This window comes from Nocardia sp. NPDC020380 (genome assembly GCF_044386975.1).
Taxonomy (GTDB): Bacteria; Actinomycetota; Actinomycetes; order Mycobacteriales; family Mycobacteriaceae; genus Nocardia.
The window spans coordinates 56,434-80,962 of sequence record NZ_JBIRVQ010000008.1 but is presented as its reverse complement, the minus strand read 5'-3'; the positions used below and the strand labels follow the sequence as shown (position 1 = coordinate 80,962).

21 protein-coding genes and 1 tRNA gene are annotated in these 24,529 nt (G+C 68.9%); 14 read left to right on the top strand and 8 right to left on the bottom strand.

Annotated elements, in window-relative coordinates:
- Nucleotides 1–40: 40 nt before the first annotated feature.
- The 8 genes from ACH438_RS22910 to ACH438_RS22875 all read left to right on the top strand — a co-directional run bounded on the left by ACH438_RS22910 (nt 41) and on the right by ACH438_RS22875 (nt 8,179).
- Complete coding sequence (locus ACH438_RS22910; protein ID WP_397008388.1) at nt 41–1,429, top strand: DUF2252 domain-containing protein; 1,389 nt, start codon at nt 41–43, stop codon at nt 1,427–1,429.
- Nucleotides 1,430–1,511: 82 nt separating this feature from the next.
- The gene (locus ACH438_RS22905) at nt 1,512–1,748 is read left to right on the top strand and encodes a ferrous iron transport protein A (protein ID WP_397008386.1); all 237 of its coding nucleotides are present in this window, start codon (nt 1,512–1,514) and stop codon (nt 1,746–1,748) included.
- Nucleotides 1,741–3,879: a ferrous iron transport protein B gene (gene feoB / locus ACH438_RS22900; protein WP_397008384.1), complete on the top strand. Its 2,139-nt coding sequence runs from the start codon at nt 1,741–1,743 to the stop codon at nt 3,877–3,879. The genes ACH438_RS22905 and feoB overlap by 8 nt, the downstream gene beginning before the upstream one ends.
- The gene (locus tag ACH438_RS22895; protein ID WP_397008382.1) at nt 3,876–4,160 is read left to right on the top strand and encodes a FeoC-like transcriptional regulator; all 285 of its coding nucleotides are present in this window, start codon (nt 3,876–3,878) and stop codon (nt 4,158–4,160) included. The genes feoB and ACH438_RS22895 overlap by 4 nt, the downstream gene beginning before the upstream one ends.
- A 36-nt stretch (nt 4,161–4,196) precedes the next feature.
- Entirely contained in the window at nt 4,197–4,964 is a 768-nt protein-coding gene (locus tag ACH438_RS22890) for a DeoR/GlpR family DNA-binding transcription regulator (RefSeq protein ID WP_397008380.1), read from the top strand.
- Complete coding sequence (locus ACH438_RS22885; RefSeq protein WP_397008378.1) at nt 4,961–5,914, top strand: 1-phosphofructokinase family hexose kinase; 954 nt, start codon at nt 4,961–4,963, stop codon at nt 5,912–5,914. Before ACH438_RS22890 ends, ACH438_RS22885 begins: the two co-directional genes overlap by 4 nt.
- A gap of 10 nt (nt 5,915–5,924) precedes the next feature.
- Nucleotides 5,925–7,892, top strand: coding sequence for a fructose-specific PTS transporter subunit EIIC (locus tag ACH438_RS22880; protein WP_397008376.1), 1,968 nt, complete (start codon nt 5,925–5,927; stop codon nt 7,890–7,892).
- 29 nt (nt 7,893–7,921) lie between these two features.
- Nucleotides 7,922–8,179, top strand: a complete 258-nt coding sequence (locus ACH438_RS22875) for an HPr family phosphocarrier protein (RefSeq protein WP_397008374.1) — start codon at nt 7,922–7,924, stop codon at nt 8,177–8,179.
- Between the two features lie 64 nt (nt 8,180–8,243).
- Here ACH438_RS22875 and ACH438_RS22870 read toward each other — a convergent pair whose 3' ends face one another.
- Entirely contained in the window at nt 8,244–8,756 is a 513-nt protein-coding gene (locus ACH438_RS22870; protein WP_397008372.1) for a DUF664 domain-containing protein, read from the bottom strand.
- Nucleotides 8,757–8,869: 113 nt separating this feature from the next.
- On the opposite strand from ACH438_RS22870, the gene ACH438_RS22865 reads away from it, so the two are divergent.
- Nucleotides 8,870–9,523, top strand: a complete 654-nt coding sequence (locus tag ACH438_RS22865) for an SDR family oxidoreductase (RefSeq protein WP_397008370.1) — start codon at nt 8,870–8,872, stop codon at nt 9,521–9,523.
- A 4-nt stretch (nt 9,524–9,527) separates the two neighbouring features.
- Here ACH438_RS22865 and ACH438_RS22860 read toward each other — a convergent pair whose 3' ends face one another.
- Nucleotides 9,528–10,013 carry a MarR family winged helix-turn-helix transcriptional regulator gene (locus tag ACH438_RS22860; protein ID WP_397008368.1) on the bottom strand — a complete coding sequence of 162 codons (486 nt, stop codon included), beginning with the start codon at nt 10,011–10,013 and terminating at the stop codon, nt 9,528–9,530.
- 56 nt (nt 10,014–10,069) lie between these two features.
- Between ACH438_RS22860 and ACH438_RS22855 the strand changes: the two genes are divergently transcribed.
- Nucleotides 10,070–10,909: an NAD(P)H-binding protein gene (locus ACH438_RS22855; RefSeq protein WP_397008366.1), complete on the top strand. Its 840-nt coding sequence runs from the start codon at nt 10,070–10,072 to the stop codon at nt 10,907–10,909.
- 57 nt (nt 10,910–10,966) lie between these two features.
- Nucleotides 10,967–11,890, top strand: coding sequence for an NAD-dependent epimerase/dehydratase family protein (locus ACH438_RS22850; protein WP_397008364.1), 924 nt, complete (start codon nt 10,967–10,969; stop codon nt 11,888–11,890).
- A gap of 8 nt (nt 11,891–11,898) precedes the next feature.
- Here ACH438_RS22850 and hrpB read toward each other — a convergent pair whose 3' ends face one another.
- From hrpB to ACH438_RS22835, 3 genes are all read right to left on the bottom strand, one after another.
- Complete coding sequence (gene hrpB, locus ACH438_RS22845; RefSeq protein WP_397008362.1) at nt 11,899–14,421, bottom strand: ATP-dependent helicase HrpB; 2,523 nt, start codon at nt 14,419–14,421, stop codon at nt 11,899–11,901.
- Nucleotides 14,422–14,486: 65 nt separating this feature from the next.
- Complete coding sequence (locus tag ACH438_RS22840) at nt 14,487–15,107, bottom strand: VOC family protein (protein ID WP_397008360.1); 621 nt, start codon at nt 15,105–15,107, stop codon at nt 14,487–14,489.
- 46 nt (nt 15,108–15,153) lie between these two features.
- Nucleotides 15,154–18,444, bottom strand: a complete 3,291-nt coding sequence (locus ACH438_RS22835) for a BTAD domain-containing putative transcriptional regulator (protein ID WP_397008358.1) — start codon at nt 18,442–18,444, stop codon at nt 15,154–15,156.
- Nucleotides 18,445–18,670: 226 nt separating this feature from the next.
- Between ACH438_RS22835 and ACH438_RS22830 the strand changes: the two genes are divergently transcribed.
- The gene (locus tag ACH438_RS22830) at nt 18,671–19,102 is read left to right on the top strand and encodes an SRPBCC family protein (protein ID WP_397008356.1); all 432 of its coding nucleotides are present in this window, start codon (nt 18,671–18,673) and stop codon (nt 19,100–19,102) included.
- A gap of 59 nt (nt 19,103–19,161) precedes the next feature.
- Here the strand turns inward: ACH438_RS22830 and ACH438_RS22825 are convergent, their stop codons facing one another.
- Together ACH438_RS22825 and ACH438_RS22820 are read right to left on the bottom strand one after the other, a co-directional pair.
- Nucleotides 19,162–20,715, bottom strand: a complete 1,554-nt coding sequence (locus tag ACH438_RS22825; protein WP_397008354.1) for an acyl-CoA carboxylase subunit beta — start codon at nt 20,713–20,715, stop codon at nt 19,162–19,164.
- Nucleotides 20,716–20,883: 168 nt separating this feature from the next.
- Nucleotides 20,884–20,957, bottom strand: a tRNA-Met gene (locus tag ACH438_RS22820).
- Between the two features lie 202 nt (nt 20,958–21,159).
- Between ACH438_RS22820 and ACH438_RS22815 the strand changes: the two genes are divergently transcribed.
- Together ACH438_RS22815 and ACH438_RS22810 are read left to right on the top strand one after the other, a co-directional pair.
- Nucleotides 21,160–22,143, top strand: coding sequence for an alpha/beta fold hydrolase (locus ACH438_RS22815; RefSeq protein WP_397008352.1), 984 nt, complete (start codon nt 21,160–21,162; stop codon nt 22,141–22,143).
- 128 nt (nt 22,144–22,271) lie between these two features.
- Nucleotides 22,272–22,955: a hypothetical protein gene (locus ACH438_RS22810; RefSeq protein WP_397008350.1), complete on the top strand. Its 684-nt coding sequence runs from the start codon at nt 22,272–22,274 to the stop codon at nt 22,953–22,955.
- Here the strand turns inward: ACH438_RS22810 and ACH438_RS22805 are convergent.
- The gene (locus ACH438_RS22805; protein WP_397008348.1) at nt 22,945–24,504 is read right to left on the bottom strand and encodes a flavin-containing monooxygenase; all 1,560 of its coding nucleotides are present in this window, start codon (nt 24,502–24,504) and stop codon (nt 22,945–22,947) included. The genes ACH438_RS22810 and ACH438_RS22805 overlap by 11 nt on opposite strands.
- Nucleotides 24,505–24,529 lie beyond the last annotated feature (25 nt).

The following is a 24,529-nucleotide window of genomic DNA, read 5'->3' as shown; positions in this document are numbered from 1 at the left end:
AAACCGGGATCGAGCAGTTCAGCAACTAGAGTCCCGCAGCATGTCGACTTCGGATGCGGAAACTGTGGCCGGGCCGGTCGATGAATCATCGGCCGACATGGGGCGGGCGGCACGGAAACTCGTGCCCCGGTCCGCGCTGGGACAGTGGGCGCCCGGGGCGGATCGGGGCGATCCCATCTCGATCCTGGAACAGCAGGCGAGCACACGGGTGCCGGAGCTGGTCCACATCCGGTACGCGCGCATGGCCGCGGGACGGTTCCCGTTCTTCCGCGGGGCGCCGGCGATCCTGGCGGCGGACCTTGCGAGCGGGGCGAATACCGGGCTGACCGTGCAGTTGTGCGGGGATGCGCATCTGTCGAACTTCGGGCTGTTCGCCTCGCCCGAGCGGGCGCTGGTCTTCGACGTGAACGACTTCGACGAGACCCTGCCCGGGCCGTTCGAATGGGATGTGAAGCGGCTCGCGGCCAGTGTCGCGGTGGCGGCGCAGGCCAATGGGTTCACCGACGACGAGGCGCAGGCCGCGGCGGTGGCCGCGGCGACCGCCTATCGCGAGTCCATGACGCGGCTGGCCGAACTCGGCGAGACCGAGGTCTGGTACGAGATGGTCGATGCCTCGCAGGTCGAGCAGTTGCTGCGGCCGGAGGACCGGAAGCTGGCAACCAAGGTCATCACCAAGGCCCGGAACCGCACCAGCATGCAGGCCCTGGACAAGCTGACCGAACCCGGGCCCGATGGCGCGCCGCGCATCAAACCGGATCCGCCGCTGGTGCTTCCGGTACCGGACTGGGAGCAGTTCGCGCTGGATTCGGTGCTCTCCGACTACCGGGCCACGCTGCCCGAGGAGCGGCGGGTACTGCTGGATCGGTACCAGCTGCGCGATCTGGCCATGAAGGTCGTGGGCGTGGGCAGCGTGGGGACGCGGTGCTTCATCGCGCTGCTGTCCGGGCGCACCACCGGCGATCCACTGTTCCTCCAGGTCAAGCAGGCCGAGAATTCGGTACTGGCGCAACATCTCCGGTCCAGCGTGTTCAAGCATCAGGGTCATCGGGTGGTGCACGGGCAGCGGCTGACACAGGCCGCGGGCGATATCTTCCTGGGCTGGGCGACCGGGCCGGACGGACTCTTCTACTACTGGCGGCAGCTGCGAGACATGAAGGGCTCCTTGAGCATCGAGGACATGTCGGCGGCGCAGCTGCAGCAGTATGCGGCGCTGTGCGGGAGCACGCTGGCGCGCGGGCACGCACGGTCGGGTGATCGGGTCGCCATTGCCGCCTATCTGGGGGGCGGCGACGTATTCGACAAGGCCATGGGCGAATTCGCACTCGCCTACGCGGCACAGACGGCGGCGGATCACGATCGGCTGGTGGAGGCCATCGATCTGGGGCGGGTGCAGGCGAGTGAAGCAGGCGGAAAGGGTCAGGACAACTGACAAATGTCCCGATCCGGACGTGTTTTAACCGAATAGCAACTTCTCAGCATTCTCTTAAAATCGAGGCTTAGCGTCCCCTCACATGCGCTCAGTGCTGGATGGCAAACCAGGAGAGAACTTTCGGGTCGAACGGATAGGACTCCTGGGGCGGCAGCGGCGGCGACTGCTCGAGATGGGACTGATTCCGGGCGCGCCGATCACCGTCGCCGCCATCGGCGCCTTCGGCGGGCGCATCGTGCGACTCGGCGAGGCCCGCATCGCCCTCGACGCCGCCACCGCCCGCGCCATCACCGTCGCCGCGGAGTCCGCGCATGAGTGAAGCCTGCTGCGGCACTTCGGGTTCCGGCACGCTCAACTCCGGCGCCGCGCTGCTGCACACGATCGGCACCGTGGTGCTGGTCGGCAATCCGAACGTCGGCAAATCCACGCTGTTCAATGCCGCGACCGGTGCGCGACAGCGGGTCGGCAATTGGCCCGGGACCACCGTCGAGGTCTCCGACGGCCCCTGGCGGCTCGGGCCCGGGCGGACCGTGCGGGTTCTCGACCTGCCCGGCACCCAGAGCCTGCTGCCCGCCGCACCCGACGAGGCCGTCACCCGCGACGCCCTGCTCACCGCCGACCCTGCGGACCGACCGGACGTGGTGGTCGCCGTGGTCGATGCGGCGAATCTCGCGCGCAGCCTCTACCTGCTGTCACAGGTACTGGAAACCGGTCTGCCGATCGTGGTCGCCATGACCATGACCGATGTCGCGGCCGGGCGCGGCACCGACGTCGACGCCGACCGGCTGGCCGCGGCCCTGGGAGTACCCGTGGTGCCGGTGGTCGCGCGCGGCGGTGCGGGAATGCCCGCGCTGGCTCGGGCGGTGGACTCCGCACTCACCGATCGCCCGGCCTCGGAACCGCCCTGCCTGGGCGCGGATATCGACGCGGCCGTAGCCGCCCTCACGCCACAGTTACCGGACCGCTACCCAGCCCGCTGGCTCGCCACCGCACTCCTGGCAGGCGAAGCGCCGCCCGGGATACCGGACGAACTGACGACCGTCGCACGGAATGCCTTGCGGCAGGGCATCTCCCGCACGGATGACGACGCGGCCGATGCCCCGGATGCCGACGATGAGGACGCCGAGCTGCTCATCGCGGAGCGTCGGTACGCGTGGGCGCATGTGATGCTCGAGGCGGCGGTCGAGGGCGGCGCGGCGCGAATCACGCTGAGCGACAGGGTCGATCGGGTGGTGACGCACCGGTGGCTCGGGGTGCCGATCTTCCTCGCGGTCATGTGGCTGGTGTTCCAGCTGACCACCACGGTGGCCAAACCGCTGCAGGATGCGCTGGGCGGCTTCATCACCGGACCGGTCGCCGACGGGGCGGCGAACTTCCTGAACGATATCGGCACACCCGAACCACTGGTCGGGTTCGTGCACGACGGGCTGATCAACGGCGTCGGCCAGGTGCTGAGCTTCGTGCCGCTCATGCTCATCATGTTCGTACTGCTGGCGCTGCTGGAGGATTCGGGCTACATGGCCCGCGCCGCCTTCGTGGCCGATCGGCTCATGCGCGCCATGGGATTGCCCGGGCGCGCGGTCCTGCCGCTCATCGTGGGCTTCGGCTGCAATGTCCCCGCCATCTCCGGCACCCGCATCCTGTCCAACCCCCGGCACCGCGTACTCACCGCCCTGCTCATTCCGTTCACCAGTTGCAATGCGCGCCTCGTGGTGTACGTGCTGCTGGCCGGGGTGTTCTTCGGCAGCAGCGCCGGCACCGTCGTGTTCGCCATGTACCTGTCCTCGATCCTGCTGGTCATGGGGCTGGGATTCCTGCTGCGCCGCAGCGTGTTCCGGGACATGGCCACCGAACCCCTGGTGCTGGACCTGCCGCCGTACCGCCGGCCCAGCCTGCGGGTGCTGGGCATGCACACCTGGCAGAAGATGCGCGGCTTCCTGACCACCGCGAGCGGCATCATCGTCGCCACCGTCACCGCCGTGTGGCTGCTGTCCTCGATTCCCTTGGGCGGCGGGACCTTCGGGCACGTGGAGCCGGGCAACAGCGCGCTCGGCGCGGTCTCCTCGGCGGTCGCCCCGATCTTCGCGCCCGCGGGATTCGACGACTGGCATGCGGGTGCGGCCCTCATCAGCGGATTCGTGGCGAAAGAGGCTGTGGTAGCGACCATTTCGCAGTCCTACAGCATGGATGACCCCGGCGGCGGCGCGGCCTCGCCCTCGCTCTCGGAGGCCCTGCACGCCACCTTCGAACACACCTCGGGCGGTCATCCGATCCCGGCGGTGCTCGCCTTCATGATGTTCCTGCTCGCCTACACGCCGTGCATGACGACCCTCGCGGTGCTGCGCACCACGGTCGGCATGCGGATCACCCTGTGGAGTGTGGCGCTGCAATTGAGCGTCGCCTGGGTGCTCGCCGTGGCCGTCTTCCAGATCGGCAGGATCTTCTGGTGAGCGCGCCGGAGAGTCCACTGCGCCGCATCCTCGCCGAGATCACCGCCTCGCAGGGCAGCCTCAACCTCGACGAGATCGCACGCCGCATCGGCATCTCCCGGGACGAAGCCGACGCGATGATCGACTACTGGGTCCGCAAGGGCCGGCTGTCCATCGAACAGATCACCTCCGGCTGTCCCAGCGGCGGCTGCGGCAGCTGCGCCGACAGCACGTGCGGAACCAGGCCCGCCGGACCGGTATTACTGGCCATCGGGTTGACAAAACAACAGATACGGGCATAAAACAACATAAGTCAACATTGGAGTTGGAGGTTCGGGATGTACGCCGAGGAGCGGCAACAGGCCATCGCCGCACTGATCGCGCACCGTGGACGGGTATCGGTCGCGGAAGTGTCCGAACAGTTCGACGTGACCACCGAGACCGTGCGCCGCGACCTCGCCGTACTCGACCGCATGGGCCTGGTCCGGCGCGTACACGGCGGAGCCGTACCGGCCGCCGCGCTCACCGCCATCGAACTCGGCACCAGCGAACGCGAGCACAGCCGCGCGACGGAAAAGGACCGGATCGCCAAGGCGGCCCTGGCCTTCCTGCCACCCACCGGCGGCAGCGTCCTCTTCGACGCGGGCACCACCACCGCGCGGATCGCCGCGCAACTGCCCGCGGATCGCGAACTCGTCGCCATCACCAATTCCATGCCCATCGCGGTGCGGCTCAGCGGGTACACGGGCGTGCGGCTGCATCTGCTCGGCGGGCGGGTACGCGGCGTCACCCAGGCCGCGGTCGGCGCGGATACCCTGCGCACGCTCGGCGATCTGCGGGTGGATGTCGCGTTCATCGGAACCAATGCGCTCACCGTCGGACACGGGCTCTCCACCCCGGACCCGGACGAGGCGGCGGTCAAGCGGGCCATGGTGGCCAGTGCGCATCGGGTGGTCGTGGTCGCCGATGCCAGCAAGGTCGGGCGCGAGGATCTGGTGCGGTTCGCGACCATCGCCGACATCGACGTGCTGGTCAGCGATGACGAGCTGCTGCCCGCCGTGCGAAACGAACTGTCCGAGTACGGCATCGAAGTGGTGACGGCATGATCGTCACGCTCACCGCCAACCCGAGCATCGACCACACGGTGTCGCTCTCGGAACCCTTGCGGCGCGGCGACTTACAGCGAGCGCGGGCGGCCACCTCGTATCCCGGCGGCAAGGGCGTCAATGTCTCGCGGGTGATCGCCGCGGCCGGGGCCGCGACCGTCGCCGTCCTGCCGGGCAGCGCGGGCGATCCATTACTGCGCGCGCTCACCGCCACCGGACTCGACTATCGCGCCGTACCGTGCGGCGGCCCGGCCCGCACCAATCTGACCCTCACCGAATCCGACGGCACCACAACCAAAATCAACGAGCCGGGCACACCGCTCACCGAGGCCGAGCGAGATGATCTGGCCGACACGCTCATCGAACTCGCGGCGGCCGCGGCCGACTGGGTGGTGCTGTCCGGATCGCTGCCGCCGCTGGTGCCCGTCGACTGGTATGTGGAACTGCTGCGGCGGTTGCCCGGGACGCGGGTCGCCGTCGATACCTCCGATGCGCCGCTGCTGGCCGTGGCGGCACAGCTGGATTCCATTGCGCCGCAATTGCTCAAGCCGAATGCCGAGGAGCTGGCGCAACTCACCGGAGGCGACCCGGCGGAACTGCATGATCCGACAGCCGCGGCACGAGCCGGTGCGGCCCTGGTCGAGCGCGGCGTCGGCACGGTGCTGGCCACGCTCGGCGCGGCGGGGGCGGTACTGGTCACCGCCGACGGGGCCTGGCACGCCACCGCACCCGCCATCACCGCGCGCAGCACCGTCGGCGCGGGCGATTCCGCGCTGGCGGGATACCTGCTCGCCGACTCGGCCGGCGCCGCACCGGAAGACCGTTTGCGGCGGGCCGTCGCCTACGGCAGCGCCGCCGCCGCACTGCCCGGGACCGGGCTGCCCGGTCCGCACCACACCGACCCGGGCGCCGTGACCGTCACGGCCCTCGATTTCCAGCCCCACCACTGAAGGACCCGCGATGACCGACCGGATCATCCTCACCGACCTCGTCACCCTCGACGCCGACCTCGGCGCCGACAGCACGGAAGTGATCGCGGCCCTCGCCCAGCGCCTCGCCGATACCGGCCGCGCCACCGACCCCGCCGCCGCGCGGGACGCCGCCCTGGCCCGCGAATCCCAGTCGGCCACCGGACTACCCGGCGGCATCGCCATCCCGCACTGCCGGGCCGCGGCCATCACCACGCCGTCACTGGTCTTCGCCCGGCTCGCGCCCGAGGTCGACTTCGGTGCGCCCGATGGGCCCGCCGACCTCGTATTCCTGATCGCCGCACCCGAAGGTGCGGGCGCCGAACACATGAAGCTGCTCTCGTCGCTGGCCCGCGCGCTCGTGAGACCCGAATTCCTCACTGCCCTGCGCACGGCCGCGACGCCGGACGAGATCGTCACGCTGGTCGACGCTGTGATCAACCCCGAGCCCGAGGCGGTCGTGACGGTCGAACCCGCTGAACAGCGGAGCATTGTGGCGGTGACCGCGTGCCCGACCGGGATCGCGCACACTTACATGGCGGCGGATTCGCTTGTCGCGGCCGGGGAACGGGCCGGGGTGCGGGTTCAGGTGGAGACGCAAGGGTCCAGTGGGAGTACGCCTTTGGGGGCGAGCGATATCGCCGGCGCCGCCGCGGTCATCTTCGCCACCGATGTCGGGGTGCAGGGGCGGGAGCGGTTCGCCGGGAAACCGGTCATCGAGTCCGGGGTGAAGCGGGCCATCAATGAACCCGATGTCATGGTCCGGGAAGCGCTGGCGGCTGCCGCCGATCCGCACGCGGCCGTGGTGTCCGGCGTGGCGCGGGGCGAGAGTGGCGCTGCGGCAGTGGATTCCGGGACCCTCGGCTGGGGTACGCGGTTGCGGCAGATCCTGCTGACCGGTGTCAGTTACATGATTCCGTTCGTGGCGGCGGGCGGGCTGCTCATCGCCCTCGGGTTCCTGCTGGGCGGGTACCAGATCTCCGCTGATGCCAAGAACATCGTGCTCGACAACTCGCTGACCGAGCTGCCGGCGGGCGGGCTGGGCACTTATCTGGGCGCGGTGTTGTTCCAGATCGGTTCGCTGGCTTTCAGTTTCCTGGTTCCGGCCCTGGCCGGATACATCGCCTACGCGATCGCCGATCGGCCGGGCCTGGCGCCCGGCTTCACCGCCGGTGCGGTGGCGGTCTTCGTCGGTGCGGGCTTCCTCGGGGGTCTGGTGGGCGGCGTGATCGCCGGGTTCGCGGCGCTGTGGATCGCGAAACTGTCCATCCCGCAATGGGCCCGGGGGCTCATGCCGGTGGTGGTGATTCCGCTGTTCGCCTCGCTGGTGGTCGGCGCGGTCATGTTCATCGTGCTGGGGAAGCCGCTGGCGGCGGTCACCAGCGGGCTCACGCACTGGCTCAACAGCCTGTCCGGCACCTCTGCCATCGCGCTCGGCATCATTCTCGGCCTGATGATGTGCTTCGATCTGGGCGGGCCGGTGAACAAGGCCGCCTACTCGTTCGCGGTCGCGGGGCTCAATGTGAACGATGCCGCGTCGCTGAAGATCATGGCCGCGGTGATGGCGGCCGGTATGGTGCCGCCGCTGGCCATGGCGCTCTCGACGGCCTTGCGGCCCAAGCTCTTCACCACCGCCGAACGCGAGAACGGCAAGGCCGCATGGCTGCTCGGCGCCTCCTTCATCTCCGAGGGCGCCATCCCGTTCGCGGCGGCCGACCCGCTGCGGGTGATCCCGTCCATGATGGCGGGCGGCGCGGTGACCGGCGCCCTGGTCATGGCCACCGGCACCACGCTGAGCGCACCGCACGGCGGCATCTTCGTCTTCTTCGCCGTCGGCGGCCTGGCCGGATTCCTGCTCGCACTGGCCGCGGGCACAGTGGTCGGCGCGGCCTGCGTCACCGCCGCCAAACAACTCCGCAGAGCCGGCGCCGCCACCCCCGCGGCACTGGCCACCGTGTAATCGACCGTCCCACAGAAGGAGTCAGCACAATGCCCAGCACCACCGTCGAAGTCGGTTCCGCCGTCGGCCTGCACGCCCGCCCCGCGGCCCTCATCGCCGAAACCGCGAAGGCCGCAGGCGTTCCCGTCACCCTCGCCCTGGTCGGCGGCGCGCCGGTGGATGCCGGCTCCGCACTCATGATCATGACCCTGGGCGCGGCCAAGGGCGTCGCGGTCGTCGTCAGCAGCGACGATCAGCCCACCGTGGACAAGATCGCCGCCCTGGTCGCGGCAGACCTCGACGCCTGATCCGAATCCCGCACTCCGCCGGGGCCGAGTGTGCCGGCGCGGAGAACGGCTCGGGCCACCGCGATTACGGCTGGGTGCGCAGAATGACGCCGCGCAGGTAAGCCGCCTGCCCGGCGTGCTGTAGGTCGTCGGAGATCACGCTGACCAGCCGCACCCCCAGCGTGACCGGCGGATCCCAGCGGGTATCCACGATCCGCGTCAGATCCGCATCGGTCAGCGTCTCGATATACCGCAGCGACTGCTCGTGCACCGCGTCGTAGTACCCGGTCAGCAGTTCCGCGGCAGCCTGCACCACGGCCACGTCATCGGCGCTGTCCCCGTACCCGGTGGCCCGCTTGCCCAGCGGCAGCCCGAACCGCTCGTACCAGCCGTCCGCCGTCCACACCTGTTCCAGCCCCGCCACATCGGCCACATGATCGTCCTGCACCCGCGTCAGATGCCAGACCAGCCAGGAAATCGAATTGGCCCCCGGATCCACCCGGAACCCCAACTCCTTCTCCCCCAGCCCGTCGACCGCCTCGTGCACGACCTCCCGGATCCGGCCGAAGGCATCCAGCAGCACACCGGCACTCGTCATCGTCGAATCTCCGTTCCCACGTAGGTATCTCGCACCGTACTCCGCTCCACCGACAGCATCGGCCCGGCGCGGATGTCCGGCGCCCCCGGCGCGCGCCGCCGTAGACTCGGCGCATGCGGATCGCGATCATCGGAGGACACGGGCAGATCGCCTTGCAGCTCACCCGGCTGCTCAGCGCACACGGGGATGCGGTGCGGGCCGTCATCCGGAACCCGGCGCACGCCGGGGATGTCGAGGCGGCGGGCGGGCAGCCGGTCGTGCTGGACGTCGAGCGGGAGGGCGCGGACGCGCTCACACCCGTGCTGGACGGGGTCGACGCGGTGGTGTTCGCGGCGGGCGCGGGGCCCGGCAGCGGGCCCGAGCGGAAGTACAGCGTCGACCGGGACGGGTCGGTCCTGCTCGCGGAGGCGGCGGAGAAGGCCGGGGTGCGGCGGTTCGTGCAGATCTCGACCATGGGCGCGGGCAAACCGGCGGCCGGCGGGGACGAATCGTGGGTCGCCTATATCGATGCGAAGACGCAGGCGGAGAACGATCTCCGGGCACGCGACCTGGACTGGACCATCCTGCGGCCGGGCAGCCTCGGCAATGATCCCGCGGCCGGGCTGGTCCGGCTGGCGGCGAACGTTCCGGCCGGGAGTATCCCGCGCGCCGATGTGGCCGCGGTGCTGGCCGAACTGCTCATCACCGGCGGCGCGCAGCGGCAGGTGCTCGAGCTCGTTCGCGGCGAAACGCCTGTCGCGGAGGCCGTTCGGGCCCTGGCGGGCTGAGCGGTCACTGCTCGGTGAGTGAGTCGGTCGCCTGGCGACCGGCTCGGCCGACCCGATCCAGGAAGTCGGCCAGCAGATCCAGTTCCTCGGGCGTGTAGCCGGCGCACAGCTCGTCGACGGCCGTGTTCATGACCGACAACAAGCCGTACATCTCGCCGAGGCGGTTCGGCAGCGAGCGGATGGTGACCGCGCGGCGGTCCACGCCGTCGCGTTCGCGCACGATCCAGCCCGCGCGTTCCAGTCGATCCAGTACCCCGGTCAGGGTGGCGGGATGGAGTCCGGCGCGGCGGGCCAGCGTGGTGGTGCCGATCGGGCCTTCGCTGTTGATCACATCCAGGCAGTCCAGATCCACGTCCTTGAGGGCGAGACGCGTGCCCACCTGCCGGTTGAGCAGGGCGAGTTGGCTACGGACAGCGCGCAGGGCCCCCTTGATGCGCGTCACCTTCCGGCGATGGTGACCGGCATCACCCTCATTTACTACGGAACTCATATCATCTCCGACTCGAAACAAATAATATGACTCTCATATCTTATGAGAGGTCGATCATGTTCGTAATCATCGGAGCCACCGGACTCGTCGGACGCACCACCGTCTCCCTGCTGCACGCCGCCGGCGCGGACGTCACCGCCGCGACCCGCACTCCCGCGACAGCACAGCTGCCCGCCGGGGTACGGGTGGTCGAGGGCGACCCCGCCGCACCCCGCATCCCGGACCACGTTTGGCGCGATGCCGAAGCGGTACTGCTCAGCTCACGCGGGATCACGACCTCGGCGAGCGAAATCCTCACCGCCGCAGCAGCACACGGAGTACAGCGCGTGGTCGTGGTCTCGGCGGCGACCGTGGCCTACCCGGTCGGCGAGCCCCGTTTCATCGAAGGCTTCGCACGACTCGAGGCCGCCGCCGAATCCTCCGGCCTGGCCTGGACCGCCTTGCGCTGCGCGGACTTCGACGCCAACAACCTAGCCTGGATCCCGCAACTGCGCGCCGGCGATGTGGTGCGCGGCGCGTACGGCACGGCTGCCACCTCCCCTATCCACGAGCGCGATATCGCCGAGATCGCCGTCCGCGCGCTCACCGGCGACGAGCACAAGGGTCAGCGGTACGTCCTCACCGGGCCGGAATCCCTCACCCAATACGACAAGGTCCGCATCCTCGGCGAGACCCTCGGCCGCGCCCTGACCTTCGCCGAGGTCCCGCCCGAGCAGGTCCGGGCGGCCATGCTCGCCCAGGGCCTGCCCGAGGAAGTCCCGGCGCGACTGCTCGGCTCGCTCGCCGGCTACGCGCGCACCCCCGGACCGACCACGGACACCGTGCGAGAGTTGCTCGGCCGCCCGGCGCTCGGCTTCGCGACATGGGCCGCCGAGCGCGCCGCGGCGTTCGGGTAACCGCAACCCCTCCCCGCGTGCAAGCATGAATGCTTGCTGCGACGGAAGGACGCAAAGGTGCGGGTGCTTGTCACGGGGGCGGGCGGATACCTCGGACGGGCCGTGGTGTCCGAACTCGCGGCGGCCGGCCACGAACCGGTCGCCATGACCCATACGCCGGGCCGCGAGATCCCCGGCGCGACGGAAACCCAGGTCGCCGAACTGACCGACGCCGACGCGATACGGCAGGCCGTCACGGGCGCCGACATGGTCATCCACCTCGCGGGCCTCACCCGCGTCCGCGAATCGCTCACCGATCCGATGCGGTTCTTCCGCGTCAATACGGGCGGCACCATCACCCTCCTCGACGCCATGGCCGCCGCCGGGGTACCGCGAATGGTGTTCTCCTCCACGTGTTCCGTGTACGGCTCACCGGAACGACAGCCCATGACCGAGGACCTGCCCGACGCGCCACCACACCCGTACGCGAGCAGCAAACTCGCCGCCGAACTGGCCGTCGCCGCACAGGCCCAGGGCGGAACGCTGGGTGCGATCGTGCTGCGCCTGCCGAATCTCGCCGGCGGCGACGACCGCGACCCGACCCGGCTCATCCCCCGCGCCCTGGACGCCGCCGTCCATCAGACCGACCTCGGCGTGCACGGCGATGGCACCGCGGTACGCGACTACCTGCACCTACGCGATGCCGCAACGGCCTTCGTCGCCTGCGTCGACTACGAACCCGCCGTCGGCACCTGCACGCGCTACAACGTCGGAAGCGGCCGCGGCACCAGCGTTCTCGACGTGGTCGCCGCCGTCGAGCGGGTCACCGGGCTGCGCGTCTCGGTGGAGCACAAACCGGCCGTCACCGAATCCCCCAAGCTCATCAACGATTCCACCCGATTCCGTGCCGAACTCGGCTGGATCCCCCGCCGCTCCGATATCGCCACCATCATTCGCGACACCTGGGCCGCCGCCGCGGCCGAGCACCGCAGGCACCACTGAGCGACGGTCTAGCCGCGACCCGCGTTGCGGGCCGTACCACGGTGGGCCACAACGGTTGTGGGGTCCTCCGGCCAGGCGTGTTTGGGATAGCGACCACGGAGATCGGCGCGGACCTGGGGCCAGCCATTGCGCCAGAAGGAGGCCAGATCGGCGGTCACCGCGACCGGGCGGCGCGCGGGTGAGAGCAGGTGCAGCAGCAGGGAGACGCGGCCGTCGGCCAGGCGGGGCGGGTCGATCCAGCCGAAGATCTCCTGCACCTTGACGGCGAGGACCGGCGGGTCGGCGTCGTAGTCGACGCGAATCCTGCTGCCGGAAGGGACTTCCAGACGTTCCGGGGCGAGTTCGTCGAACCGCGCGGCCGCGGGCCACGGGAGCAGGCGGCGCAGTGCCTGACCGGCATCGATGCGTTCGAGGTCGGCGCGGCGGCGCGCGGTCGCCAGCTCCGGGCCCAGCCAGGAATCGGCCGCGTCCAGCAGCGTCTCGTCATCGACCGCGGGCCAGGGCGCGCCCAGGGTGCGGTGCAGGAAGTCCAGGCGTTGCCGCAGTGATACCGCATCCTCGGTCCAGCGCAGGATGCCGAGACCGCTCTCGCGCAGTCCGCGGCGCAGCGCGGCCGTCAACAGCTCCGAATCCGGTTCCCGCAGTGGCTTTTCCGACAGGACGATCGCGCCGAGCCGCTCCACGCGGCGTGCGACCACCGCGCCATCGGCCCAGTCCACCTCATCGGCCACCCGCACCAGGCTGGGCGCCGCTCGGCGCGCCAAATCCTCATCAGCGATGGCGGCCAATCGAATTCGACCCTCCGATCGGCCAGGATCGCGGCCCGCGACCGCAACGGCCAGCCACTCCGCATCCCCGAGGCCCGACCCGGGCTGCAAGGTCACCGCAGTCCCGCCCGCCATGAGATAACTGGCCGACCCCACTGCCCGCCGCCGCGCGAGCCGCTCCGGATAGGCCAGCGCTGCGATCAATGCCGGATCATCGCCGCGCGAAACAGGCTTCCCTCCAGCATTTTTCGTAGACGGATCACCGCTTTCGCGCAACACGCTCTCGACCAGACGGGTGAGACGGTCGGATTCGCGCTTCCAGCGGGCAGGGCGATCATTGCGGAGCGTGCGCAGGGCAGCGACGAGATCGGTACCGGCGGCGAGGGTGTCGTCGTCGAGCAGGGCGACCGTTTCGGCGGCGGCTCGTGGGCCGATGGCGGCGGCACCGTCGAGCAGGGCGCGGGCCAGACGCGGATGCAGGCCGAGGGTGGCCATATGGCGGCCACGGTCGGTGATCGTGCCGGCGGAGTCGAGAGCTCCCAGCGCACGGAGGACTTCCAGACCCGCCGCCAGGCCGCCCGCCGGCGGCGCGTCCCACCAGGCGAGACCCGAACCGTCAGCGGTTCCCCAGCAGGCGAGTTCGAGCGCCAGCCGGGTCAGGTCGGCCGTACGGATCTCCGGCTCCGGATAAGCGGGCAAGGTCGCCTGCTCGTTCTCGGGCCAGCATCGCCAGGCCCGGCCGGGCGCCTCGCGCCCCGCACGACCGGCGCGCTGCTCGGCCACCGCCTGCGAAACCCGCACGGTGGCAAGGCCGGACAGGCCGCGCCGGTGATCGATGCGCGGCACCCGGGACAGGCCCGAATCCACCACCGACCGCACCCCGGGCACGGTCAGGCTGGATTCGGCCACGGCCGTGGACAACACCACGCGCCGCCGGGCGCCCGGCCGCAAGGCCGCGTCCTGAGCGGCGGCGGCCAAACGCCCGTGCAGCGGCAGCACATCCACGTCTTCCAGGCCGGAGAGCAGATCCGCGGTCCGGCGGATCTCGGCCGCGCCCGGCAGGAAGACGAGAAGGTCACCCTCGCTGTCCGCCAACGCCATTCGCGTGGTCCGCGCCACCTGCGCCTCGATCCGCTCACGCGGCAGGGCCGGAACGTAAGACATGGCAACGGGATACGTGCGTCCGGAGACGGTCAGCACGGGCGCGACAGGTCCGCCACCCGAACTGCCCGAAGAAGCGGCGTCACCGCCCAGCAATGCGGAAAGGCGATCTGCCGCAACGGTTGCCGAGGTGGCCAGTACGCGGAGCTCCGGGCGCAGGCCCGCTCGCGCGTCCAGGAGGAGGGCCAGCAGGAGATCCGCGTCGAGGTGGCGTTCGTGGCATTCGTCGAGGACGACCACATCGACGCCGGACAGTTCCGGATCCTGTTGCAGTCTGCGCACCAGCAGGCCCGAGGTAACCACCTCGATCCGGGTATTCGATCCCACCTTGCGATCGCCGCGTACCGAATAGCCGACCGTCGCACCCACCTGTTCGCCGAGCAGCGTCGCCATGCGCCCGGCGGCTGCTCGCGCCGCCAGACGCCGCGGCTCCGCGACAACCACCCGGCCCGCAGTGTTCGCGGCCAGGGCCAGCGGGACCAGGGTCGTCTTACCGGTTCCCGGGGGCGCGACCAGCACGGCGGTACCCCGCGCGGACAGCGTCCCGACGATTTCGTCGAGTGCCGCACGCACGGGGAGGTCGGGCAACTCGGGCAGTTTCATTGCCGACCAGTGTTCCATTGCCGGCCGACACGTCACGCGCCCACTCCGCGGCGCCGCGCGCACGGTCAGAGCAGCGTGATCGGGTCCGCCGCATCGCCGACGGTGGCGATCAGGGCCGGGCGGTTGCCGGTCCGCACCGTCAGCTGAGCGCCGACGGCCTTCAATCGCTCCATCACCGAGGCCGGGTCCGGGTGCACGGCTTCGAGCGAAAGCAGTGGCACCACGGGAAGTTCGCCGGAGGGATGGTCGGTGTCGCCCCAGTCGATGATCGCCGGAACCACCCGGGTCGGTTCCGCACCGACCGGGAAGGTCAACCGCCACTGCAGGATTCGGCCATCCGGTGTGGTCCGGGACAGATCCGAGACATCGCCGGGGTCGTAACCGGCGGCCCGCGACTCCACGACCGCGGCATCGATATCGGTGACGCGGATCAGCCAGGCGGCCAGCCGGGCCTCGGTCAGATCGTCGATCCCGAACGGGCGCGGCTGTTCCGGCTCGGCCTGTTCCGGATCGGGTCCGATGATCTCCAGGTAGGCGCCGTTTCCGAGGCCCAGCAGATAGTTCCGGGTCCCGCGGCCGGTGTGCCGCCCACCGGCGACCGGCTCGACCCCCACCAGGCGCGCCACCTCCGCGACGGTGCCCGCCAGATCCGGCGTCGCCAAAACCACATGATCGAGTTCGCTCACACCACAGCACAGTAGGTACAGCAACGCCGGCGCAGAACCGTTCGGCTCACAGCGATCCGGACGGGACCGCCCGATCGCCCGCGGGAGCCAGCTCCGTTCGCACCTTGTGCAGCAGCTGTTCCGCGCGGGCCCGGTGCACCACCGCCTGCCGGGTATCGCCGAGTTCCTCCGCGAGGTCGGCGAGGATGGCATCCATCGGGCCCAGGGTGAGCAGGCCGGTCTCGAGGCCGACGATGGTTCCGCGGTGCGGGGACAGCAGCCGGTACAGCCGCTGCATTTCCGGCAGGTCGCCCAATTCGATTGCGGCCGCGGCCCGGAACACCGACATGGTCGTCTGGAAGAACAACGGGTTCACCGGATTGCCACGATCGAACACGACGCGCGCCCGCTCCCGATCGCCGGCGTGCAACAGCGCCAGCGCGTACGGCTGCCCCGCCAGCTCCGGCCGCACGCGGTACAGCAGGCCGAGCGATTCGACGATGCCGGACAGGTCGCCCCCGGCCCAGCCGAGCGTGAGCGGACCGGCGATCCGGCTCACCGGATCGGTGCCGATCGCCGAATGCTGGGACCGCTCGTAGAGCTGGTTGTAGGCCCGGTCCGCCGCGGCCAGATCACCACGCAATACCGCCACGATGGCGCCGAAGGTCTCGGCGAGCACGAGCAGCTGCGGCAACTGCGCGTCGGTGGCGGATTCGATGGCGAGCCGGGCGTGCTCATCGGCGGTCACCAGATCGCTGGCATCCAGCGCGTAGCGGTACAGCATGAGATGCGCCGCCGACCGATGCTCGGCCGACGTGGTCAGCCGTGCCAGTTCGCGGCAGTCCTCCGCCAGTCGCGGATCGGGTTTGCGATCGTCCCTGATGAAGACCGCGGCATTCAGTGCGATACAGAACAATTCGGGATCATCGAGCTTCCGGGCGAGCGCGAGCGCTCGATCACCGTACTGGTGCCCGAGCGCCATGCCCTCCGGATCCATCGAGAAATCGAATACCGCGGCGGCGAGGAGGCGGATCCGGTGTTGCACCGACAGGTCCTCGTTCAGGCAGGTGGTGACGAGATCCATGGTGCGGCGATCGCGATCGAGGTGTCCCTGCACCGCCCAGCCGACCGGTCCCCGCCAGCTGGTCAGGGCGCGGACCAGTAGTTCGGTGCCGCCCAGATCGCGGGCCAGGGCGACGGCCCGGTTCCGCACCACGCGGGCTTCGAGCGGCCGCCCCTGGTAGGCGAGGGCGCCGACCAGCTCGCAGCAGGCATCGAAGAGGACGAGACGATCGGCGCGATCGGCGCGATCACTGTCGTGCCCGGCCATTTCATGCAATTCGATGGCCGACCGCCACAGGTGCACGGTATCGGCGCGCATGCCCCGTTCGGCACTGCCGGTCGCTGCGACGCGCACGTATTCGAGTGCGCGCCCGGCCGTTTCGGGTCGTGCGCCGAGGATCGCATTGTGCGCCAGCATGTCCGGATCGCGGGCGAGGCCCGGGAAGTCGTGGGCGTGCTTCTCCAGTAATTCCACCGCCGCCCAATGCATCCGGACCCGGCGCAGCATGGGGATGCTCAGATACACCGTTTCGTGAATGAGGGCGTGGTCGAAGGTGATCCGGCCGGTGCGGTCGGTGCGGATCAGGCCGTGCGCCTCGGCGGTGGCGATAAGGTCGATGAGCTCGTCCTCGCCCACATCGGCGGCGAGACCGAGAATGCGCAGGTCCACGCCGTCCCGCCAGATGGCCAGCTGTTGCAGGGCGGCGATCACGGCGGCGGACAGGCCCGCGATCCGGTGGCCGATCAGTTCCCGGATGGAGTCCGGCACCTCGGCCAGCGCGTCGAGGGAGCCCTGGGCGGCAACGAGTTTCGTCATCTCGCGAATGAACAGCGGGTTGCCGCCGGTGCGTTCGTGCAGTTGCACCAGCTGGCCGTCCGAGAGCGATTCGATACCGGCGGCCGCCGCCGCGGCACGGGTGGCCTCGAGGTCGAGGCCGGTCAGTTCCAGCCAGGCGGCGGTGGAATGCGCGAGCGCGCCCGCGGTGGCGTGCAGTCTCGGCTCGGCCTTGGAGCCGCGCAGCGTGATCACGATGAGGACGGGCTGATCGCGCAGCCAGTTCACCACCTGCCGGAGCACCTGCAGGGTCGCGGTGTCGGCCCGGTGCGCGTCCTCCAGCAGGATGACCAGCGGCGCGGCCGCGGTGGCTCGCCGGCAATGCTCCGATACCGCGCGCGCGAGGGCGAAAGCGTCACCGCCGGTGACCGATTCGGGGGACGCCTGCGGATCGAGTTCGAGCAGGATCTCCGACCACGCCCACGCGGGCGGCGCGCCGTCGACCTCGGGGCAGCCGCCGCGCAGCAGCTTCCAGCCGTCGTCGCCGAGACCGCCCAGCACCGATTCGGTGAGCGTCGTCTTCCCCGCGCCGGGAGCGCCTGCCACCCACACCAATTGGAGCCGACCGCCGCGGCAGCCGTCGGCCGTCTCGCGCAGGGCGGTGCGCTCGCTCGCGTAACCCGGGACGAGCGGCAGCCGGCGCATCGGCCGCGGCGCGGCGAGTACGAGCGGTGACGTTGGAGTGGAAACCAGCGCCGCGGAGTGGCTGAGGATGGCCGCTTCGAGTTCGCGTGAGGCCGGGCCGGGGTCGGCCCCGAATTCGGCGGCGAGATATTCGCGGGAGCGCCGCAGCGTGGCGAGGGCCTGCGCCTGCTGGCCGATCCGATATTGCGCGGTGGCGAGCAGCCGCGCGCATTCCTCGCGCTCGGGGTGCTCGTCGAACACCGAGCGCAATTCGATGGCGACCTCGGTGGGCCGATGCAGTTCGAGTTCGATCTGCGCGCGCAATTCGATCGCGGTGAGCCGTAATTCGGTGAGCCGCACGGCTTCCTGTGCGGCCCAGGCGTAATCGGTCAGCGCTTCGAAGGCCGTCCCGTTCCAGCAGGCCAGCACGGCATCGAGCGAATACCGTCGCTTCTGCAGTTCGAGTGGGCCGACCGGTTGCTGTCCGTAGCGCCGCAGCAGGGCCTCGAAATGCCAGGCGTCCACCGCCTCTGGCGCGAGCTCCAGTGCGTAACCGGCGGATTCGGAGACGATGATCTGCGCCTGCGCCCGGCGCGGTCGATCGGGTTCCATGAGCCGGCGCAGATTGTGAATGTGCACCTGCAGCACCGAAGCCGCGGAGGCGGGCGGCTGCCCCTCCCAGAGGTCCTCGATCAAGCGGTCGGCGGTGACCGCCCGGCCGCCGGCGACCACCAGCCGGGCCAGCAGCGCGCGGAGCATGGAGGTGCCCAGATTGACCGGCTTGCCGTCCACGCACAGTTGGATCGGCCCTAGCACCTGCACTTGCGGTTTCGCCATGCCCTGCGACTGCCTCCGGAGCACTTCGAGTCCTTTGGGTGACCACGAATTATTCCACCGTGCCGGACCCCACCGATCCGGAATCAGACCGGTAAAAGCGACACGGAAGTTTTCCAGAAGTGCGGACGCGCAGGATCGTCGCCGTCGCCGGGCAGGTGCGCGCCCATCGGCCCGGCGGCGCCAGGCGACGTTAGAGCTACGACATGTAACAGATACCATCTGGTTTGTGGCAAAGCTCAACGTCTCCGTAGACGTCCCGATCCCGCCCGACCAGGCGTGGGCGCACGCCTCCGACCTGCCGGAGCTCAACAAATGGCTCACCCTCCACGAGGGCTGGCGCGGACCCATCCCCGAGGGGCTGACACCGGGCACCCGGCTCATCGGGGTGGCCACCGTCAAGGGGTTCCGCAATCGCGTCACCTGGACCGTGAAGACCGCCGAACCACCGAATCGACTGGTGCTCACCGGATCCGGCATCGGCGGCACCAAGTTCGGCATCGAACTCCGGGTCGCTCCGAGTCCCGCGGGCTCGAAGGTCACCGCCGACTTCAGCCTCGGCGGCGCACCCTTGTTCGGGCCCATCGGCTCGGTGGTGGCTCGCGCGCTTCGCGGCGATGTCGAGGAATCCCTGAACAACTTCGTGAAGCTCTACGGCTGAAACCCCGTTGCTCGAAAACGGCCCGGAACCTGCTGGTTCCGGGCCGTTCTCGGTACTGATCACATGGGGTAGATCGGGTGCTTACGCGGGTTGAACTCCGGCTTGACCTTCGCCTTGTCGCGCAGCAGGCGCAGCGCCTGCCGGATCTCCAGACGGCTGCGCGAGGGCTCGATGACCGCGTCGATGTAGCCGCGTTCGGCGGCGATCCACGGGGTCGCGACGGTCTCGTTGTAGGTGTTGACCATGAACTCGCGAGCCGCCGCGCGGTGCTCCTCGGGGACCGCCGCCAGCTGGCGCTTGCCGAGCAGGTCGACCGCGCTCTCGGCGCCGATCACGGCGATGCGCGCGGTCGGCCAGGCGAAGCTGACGTCGGCGCCGACCTGACGGGCCGCCATCATGCCGTAGGCGCCGCCGTAGGACTTGCGCACCACCAGGTTGATGATCGGCACGGTCGCTTCGATGATGGCGCGGGGCACGCGGCCGCCGCGGATGATCACGCCGGCGGCCTCTTCCGAGAGGCCCGGCAGCACGCCCGGGGTGTCGGCGACGAACACCAGCGGGATATTGAAGGCGTCGCACAGCCGGATGAAGTAGGTCGACTTGTCCGAGCAGGCGGCATCGATGGAACCGCCCAGCACCAGCGGCTGATTGGCGATGACACCGACCGGGTAGCCGTCGACGCGGGCGAAGCCGGTGATCAGGTTCGGGGCGAAAGCGGCTCGGATCTCGTGGAATTCACCGTCGTCGAAGAGCCGCAGCAGGATCTCGTGCATGTCGTAGCCGGCGCGATCGGAGTCCGGGATGATCTTGTCGAGCTCGAGATCGTGCGCGGTGATCTCCGGCTCCAGGCCGGGATTCACGATGGGCGGCTGCTCGACGCAACTGGTCGGCATGTAGCTCAGGTAGTTGCGGGCCCACTCGTAGGCCTCCTGCTCGGTCTCCGCGACGTGATGCAACGTGCCGCGCTCGGCCTGCACCTTGGCGCCGCCGAGCTCCTCGGCCGTCACGTCCTCGCCGTTGACCGCCTTGATCACGTCCGGTCCGGTGACGAACATGTACGAATCCTTGGTACCGATCAGCACATCCGTATTGATCGGCCCATAGACGGAACCCGCCGCGCACTTGCCGAGAATGATCGACACCTGCGGCACATACCCGGACAGCTTCTCCAGCACCCGCGAGATATCGCCGAACGAGGCGATGGAACCCACCGCGTCCTGGATGCGGGCGCCACCCGAATCATTGATCGTCACCACCGGGCACGCATTGTCGAACGCGAACTTCAAGGCCCGCATGAACTTCTGCGCGGAGGTGACGCCGACAGATCCGCCGTACACGGTCTGATCATGAGAGATCACCACCACCGGGCGCCCCCCGATCAGCCCGCGACCGGTGACCAGCCCGTCACCGTAGAGCGCATCCGCCTGGCCGGGCTGGCGCGCCAGCGCACCGGTCTCGATGAACGTCCCGGGGTCGAGCAGCATGTGCACACGCTGCCGGACACTCGGAATGCCCTTCTTCTCCCGCTTGGCGACACCGGCTTCACCCGCCGGTTCTGCGGCCATCTCCAGAATCTTGGCGAGTTCATCGAGCTTCGCCCGCGTACCGATCACGCTTACTGCACCTTCCAACCCAACTGATCTGTCCCCGCGACGTTATGCGCTACAAGCACAGAACGGGGCACCGAGTCGGATATAAGGGATGAATCACAGTCGAGATCACCCGAAACTCGACAAAAACGAGGGTGGCCCTGACCAATCGGTCAGGGCCACCCTCTTCAGTAGCGGGGACAGGATTTGAACCTGCGACCTCTGGGTTATGAGCCCAGCGAGCTACCGAGCTGCTCCACCCCGCGTCGTATACATAACCTTACACACAAGGGTGAGCGAGATGCAAAACGGTTTCGGTGTCATGAGATTTCGCAGGTCAGAAAGGATCTGACGAGCAGCCGCAACCTTCGGGCATGCGAGGTGGCAGCCGGTACGTCGGTAGGCGTAGGGGGGTCGCCGCCCAGGTACGGATGTGTAGGAGTCCCTTACGCGCGTTGACTTCATGTCATGGAACAGATTCGACATGTCACCATCCCCGTCAACGGGTTGAACATGCACGTGGCCGAGGCCGGCAGCGGCCCACTTGTGTTGTTACTGCACGGCTTTCCCGAACTCGGGTACTCGTGGCGGCATCAGCTGCCGGCCCTGGCGGCAGCCGGCTACCGCGCCGTCGCACCGGACCTACGTGGGCACGGCCGCACCGACGGACCGTCGGACGTCGACGGCTACGGCATGGCGGAGCACATCGCCGACGCCGTAGCCCTGCTGGATGCGCTGGGCGCACAAACAGCCACCCTGGTCGGCCACGACTGGGGCGCGAACACCGCCTGGGCCGCCGCCGAACTGCATCCGGAGCGGTTCACATCGATCGCCGCCCTGAGCGTGCCCCACCGCCCACGCTCCCCTCGCCCTCCGATCGAAATGCTGCGCACCTTCACGGGCGACCGCTTCAACTGGATGCTCCACTTCCAGGAGCCAGGCCTGGCCGAGTCCGAATTCTCAGCCGACGTCCCCCGAGCCATGCGCCTCATGCTGTACGGCCTCTCCGGCGACGCCGGCGACCTGGGCGTCCACCTACTGACCGAACTCCCCCGAAACGCAGTGTTACTCAACGAAATCCCCGAACCCCCGACCCCACTCTCCTGGCTCACCACCGCCGACCTCTCGTACTACTCCACCGAATACGAACGCACCGGCTTCACCGGCGCCCTCAACCGCTACCGCAACGCCGACCGCGACTGGCACCACCTCCCCACCCTCGCCACCAACCCCCTCCCCCAACCAGCCCTCTTCCTCGCCGGCGCCCTCGACACAGCAGTCCGCTACGGCAACCTCTCCACCATGCGCGACCTGGCCCCCAACCTCGCCGACCCGATAGTCCTCCCCGGCGCCGGCCACTGGATCCAGCAGGAACGCCCGGCCGAAGTAAACGCTGCCTTGATCGAATTTCTGCTCCGGTTGCCGCCTGTCCCAGACAAAGATACTGTCTAACAGAGCGTGAGCAGTGCTGCTGGACAGGGCATTTGGTGATATGCCCCAGCACTGACCTCGACTGTTGCGGGCCACAATGGGCTGTGGTCATGTTCGATCGGCCGATTGACTCAGACATGGGAGTCGTGATGACCTCGACCTTTTCCGATCCGCAGATCGCCGATGGCGAGAAGTGTGCTTATACGATTTCGATCGGTGACAAGCCGAGGCAGTTCGAGGCGTTGAGTGTGGTTACCCATGATGGGGACCGGTATGTGTCGGTTATGGATATCAGCGTGCCGGCTTCGACGTTCGTGATGTCGGTGGAGCAGCGGTTCATTCGTGCGGACGGGCGGATGCGGGCGGAGAGTTATCGGGCGGAGACTCGGTTCGATGACAAGGTTGTCTCCCGGGAGGAGGGGTACTTCGTCGATACCAAGCATTTGCAGTTCGGGGCGGATATTCTGCCGTTTCCGAGCGATGTGATGCCGCTGCTCGGAGGCGGAATCCTGTTGCGGGGGCTGGATTTCGCGAAGGGGGCCAAGGCTGCCGCGGATGTGTGGCTCACCTATTCGGTGCTTTGGCCGCTGAGCGGCAAGGTCGAGAAGCGTACCGAGGTCGAGGTGCCCGGTGGCAGGTTCGATTGCTGGCAGGTGAAACTCCGGCCCGGGTTCTCGCATATCAATTCATTGCTGGACAAGGTGATTTCGGGGATTCTGCCGCCGTTCGTGATTCAGCTCGAAGCGGCGGCACCGCACCGGATGGTGCGGTTCAGCTTCCCGACCGGGCCGATGCCGTGGAATCCGCGCGGAGTTCTCGAACTCACCGCATAGGTCGGAGACCGGTACTGAAGGTGTAGTGCCGGAACGGGAAGTGCCGGTTGCCCCACCATTGATTGAGTCCGGTGGTGGGCCGGATCGCCAGTTCACCCTGGTAGTTCACGTAATAGGTATTGGAACCCGCGCACGGCGCGGTGACCCACATCGAGCCCTCGGTGCGTTCGGTGCAGAATTCGGCCCAGTCGTCATAGGCCTGCTGGTTCACATCCACCTTGGTGGCGCCGCGACGACGTGTCTCGACGATGGCGCGGCGGGCGTGCGCGGCCGTGTTCTCGATGGTGACCAGGATCGAACTGGGAATGATCGAGTTGGGGCCGCAGCCGACCATGAACAGGTTGGGCCACTTCGGCACGCTCACCCCCTGATAGGCGTGGTAGCGGTGCTCGTGCCAGAAGTCGCCGAGCTCCGCACCGGTCTCGCCGTAGAGGTTGAAGGCAGGGGCGAAGCCGCGTTCGCAGACGCGGAATCCGGTGGCGCACACCAGGACATCGATCTCGTGCTCGACGCCGTCGGCGGTGAGCACGCCGCGCCCGGTGATCCGCACGATCTTCTCGGTGATCAGCGAGACCCGGTCCTTCTGCTTGAAGGTGCTGAAGTACTCGTTGGACATCGACGGCCGCTTGCAGCCGGGAGCGTAAGCGGGCGTGAGCTTTTCGGCCAGTTCCGGATCGCGCAGCCACAGTTTGTACATGGCCCCGCCCGCCTTGGTGACGTACGGCATGACCTTGGGCATCCGGCGCAGCGACAACAATGCGCCGATGAGACCCATGTCGATACCGCTCGCGATGGCGCCGCGCACCACCGCACGCACCGGCCGGACGCCGCTGAGCACCTTGTCCAGGCCCCAGTCGATGCGGAAGTCGGGCTTGGGGGCCAGCCAGATCGGGGTGCGCTGGAAGACGGTCAGATGCGAAGCGACCTTGGCCATCTCCGGGATCAACTGCAGCGCGGTGGCGCCGGTGCCGATGATGGCGATCCGCTTACCGTCGTAGTCGTAATCGTGGTCCCAGCTCGCGGTGTGCACCTTGTGCCCGGCGAAGGTGTCGATGCCCGGAATATCGGGCAGCTTGGCCACTTCCAGCAGTCCGAGCGCGCCGATGACGAACCGCGCGGTGACCTCCTCGCCACCGTTGACCGTCACCCGCCACAGGTGGTTGGCCTCGTCCCAGCGCGCACCGTCCACCGTGGTGTTCAGCCGGATCCGGCGACGCAGGCCGTACACGTCCACGACGCGCTCGATGTACTGCTGGATCTCGTGCCCCGGCGGGAAGAATCGCGACGAGGAGGTGAAGGGCATCCGCGACAGGCTGTAGAACACCGCCGGAATGTCCACGGCGATACCGGGATAGGTGTTCACGTACCAGGTGCCGCCGATGCCGTCGTGCTTCTCCATCAGCACGACATCGTGAATCCCGGCCTCGCGCAATTCGATCGCGGCGGCGATACCGCCGAATCCGGCGCCGACGATGAGGACCTCGTGGTCCGGCCGCACGGCAGTCGCGGCGGCCACATCGTCCGTGGCCTCGATGGTGTTCGCAGACATGCTCATGCTCTTCCGACGAGTTCTC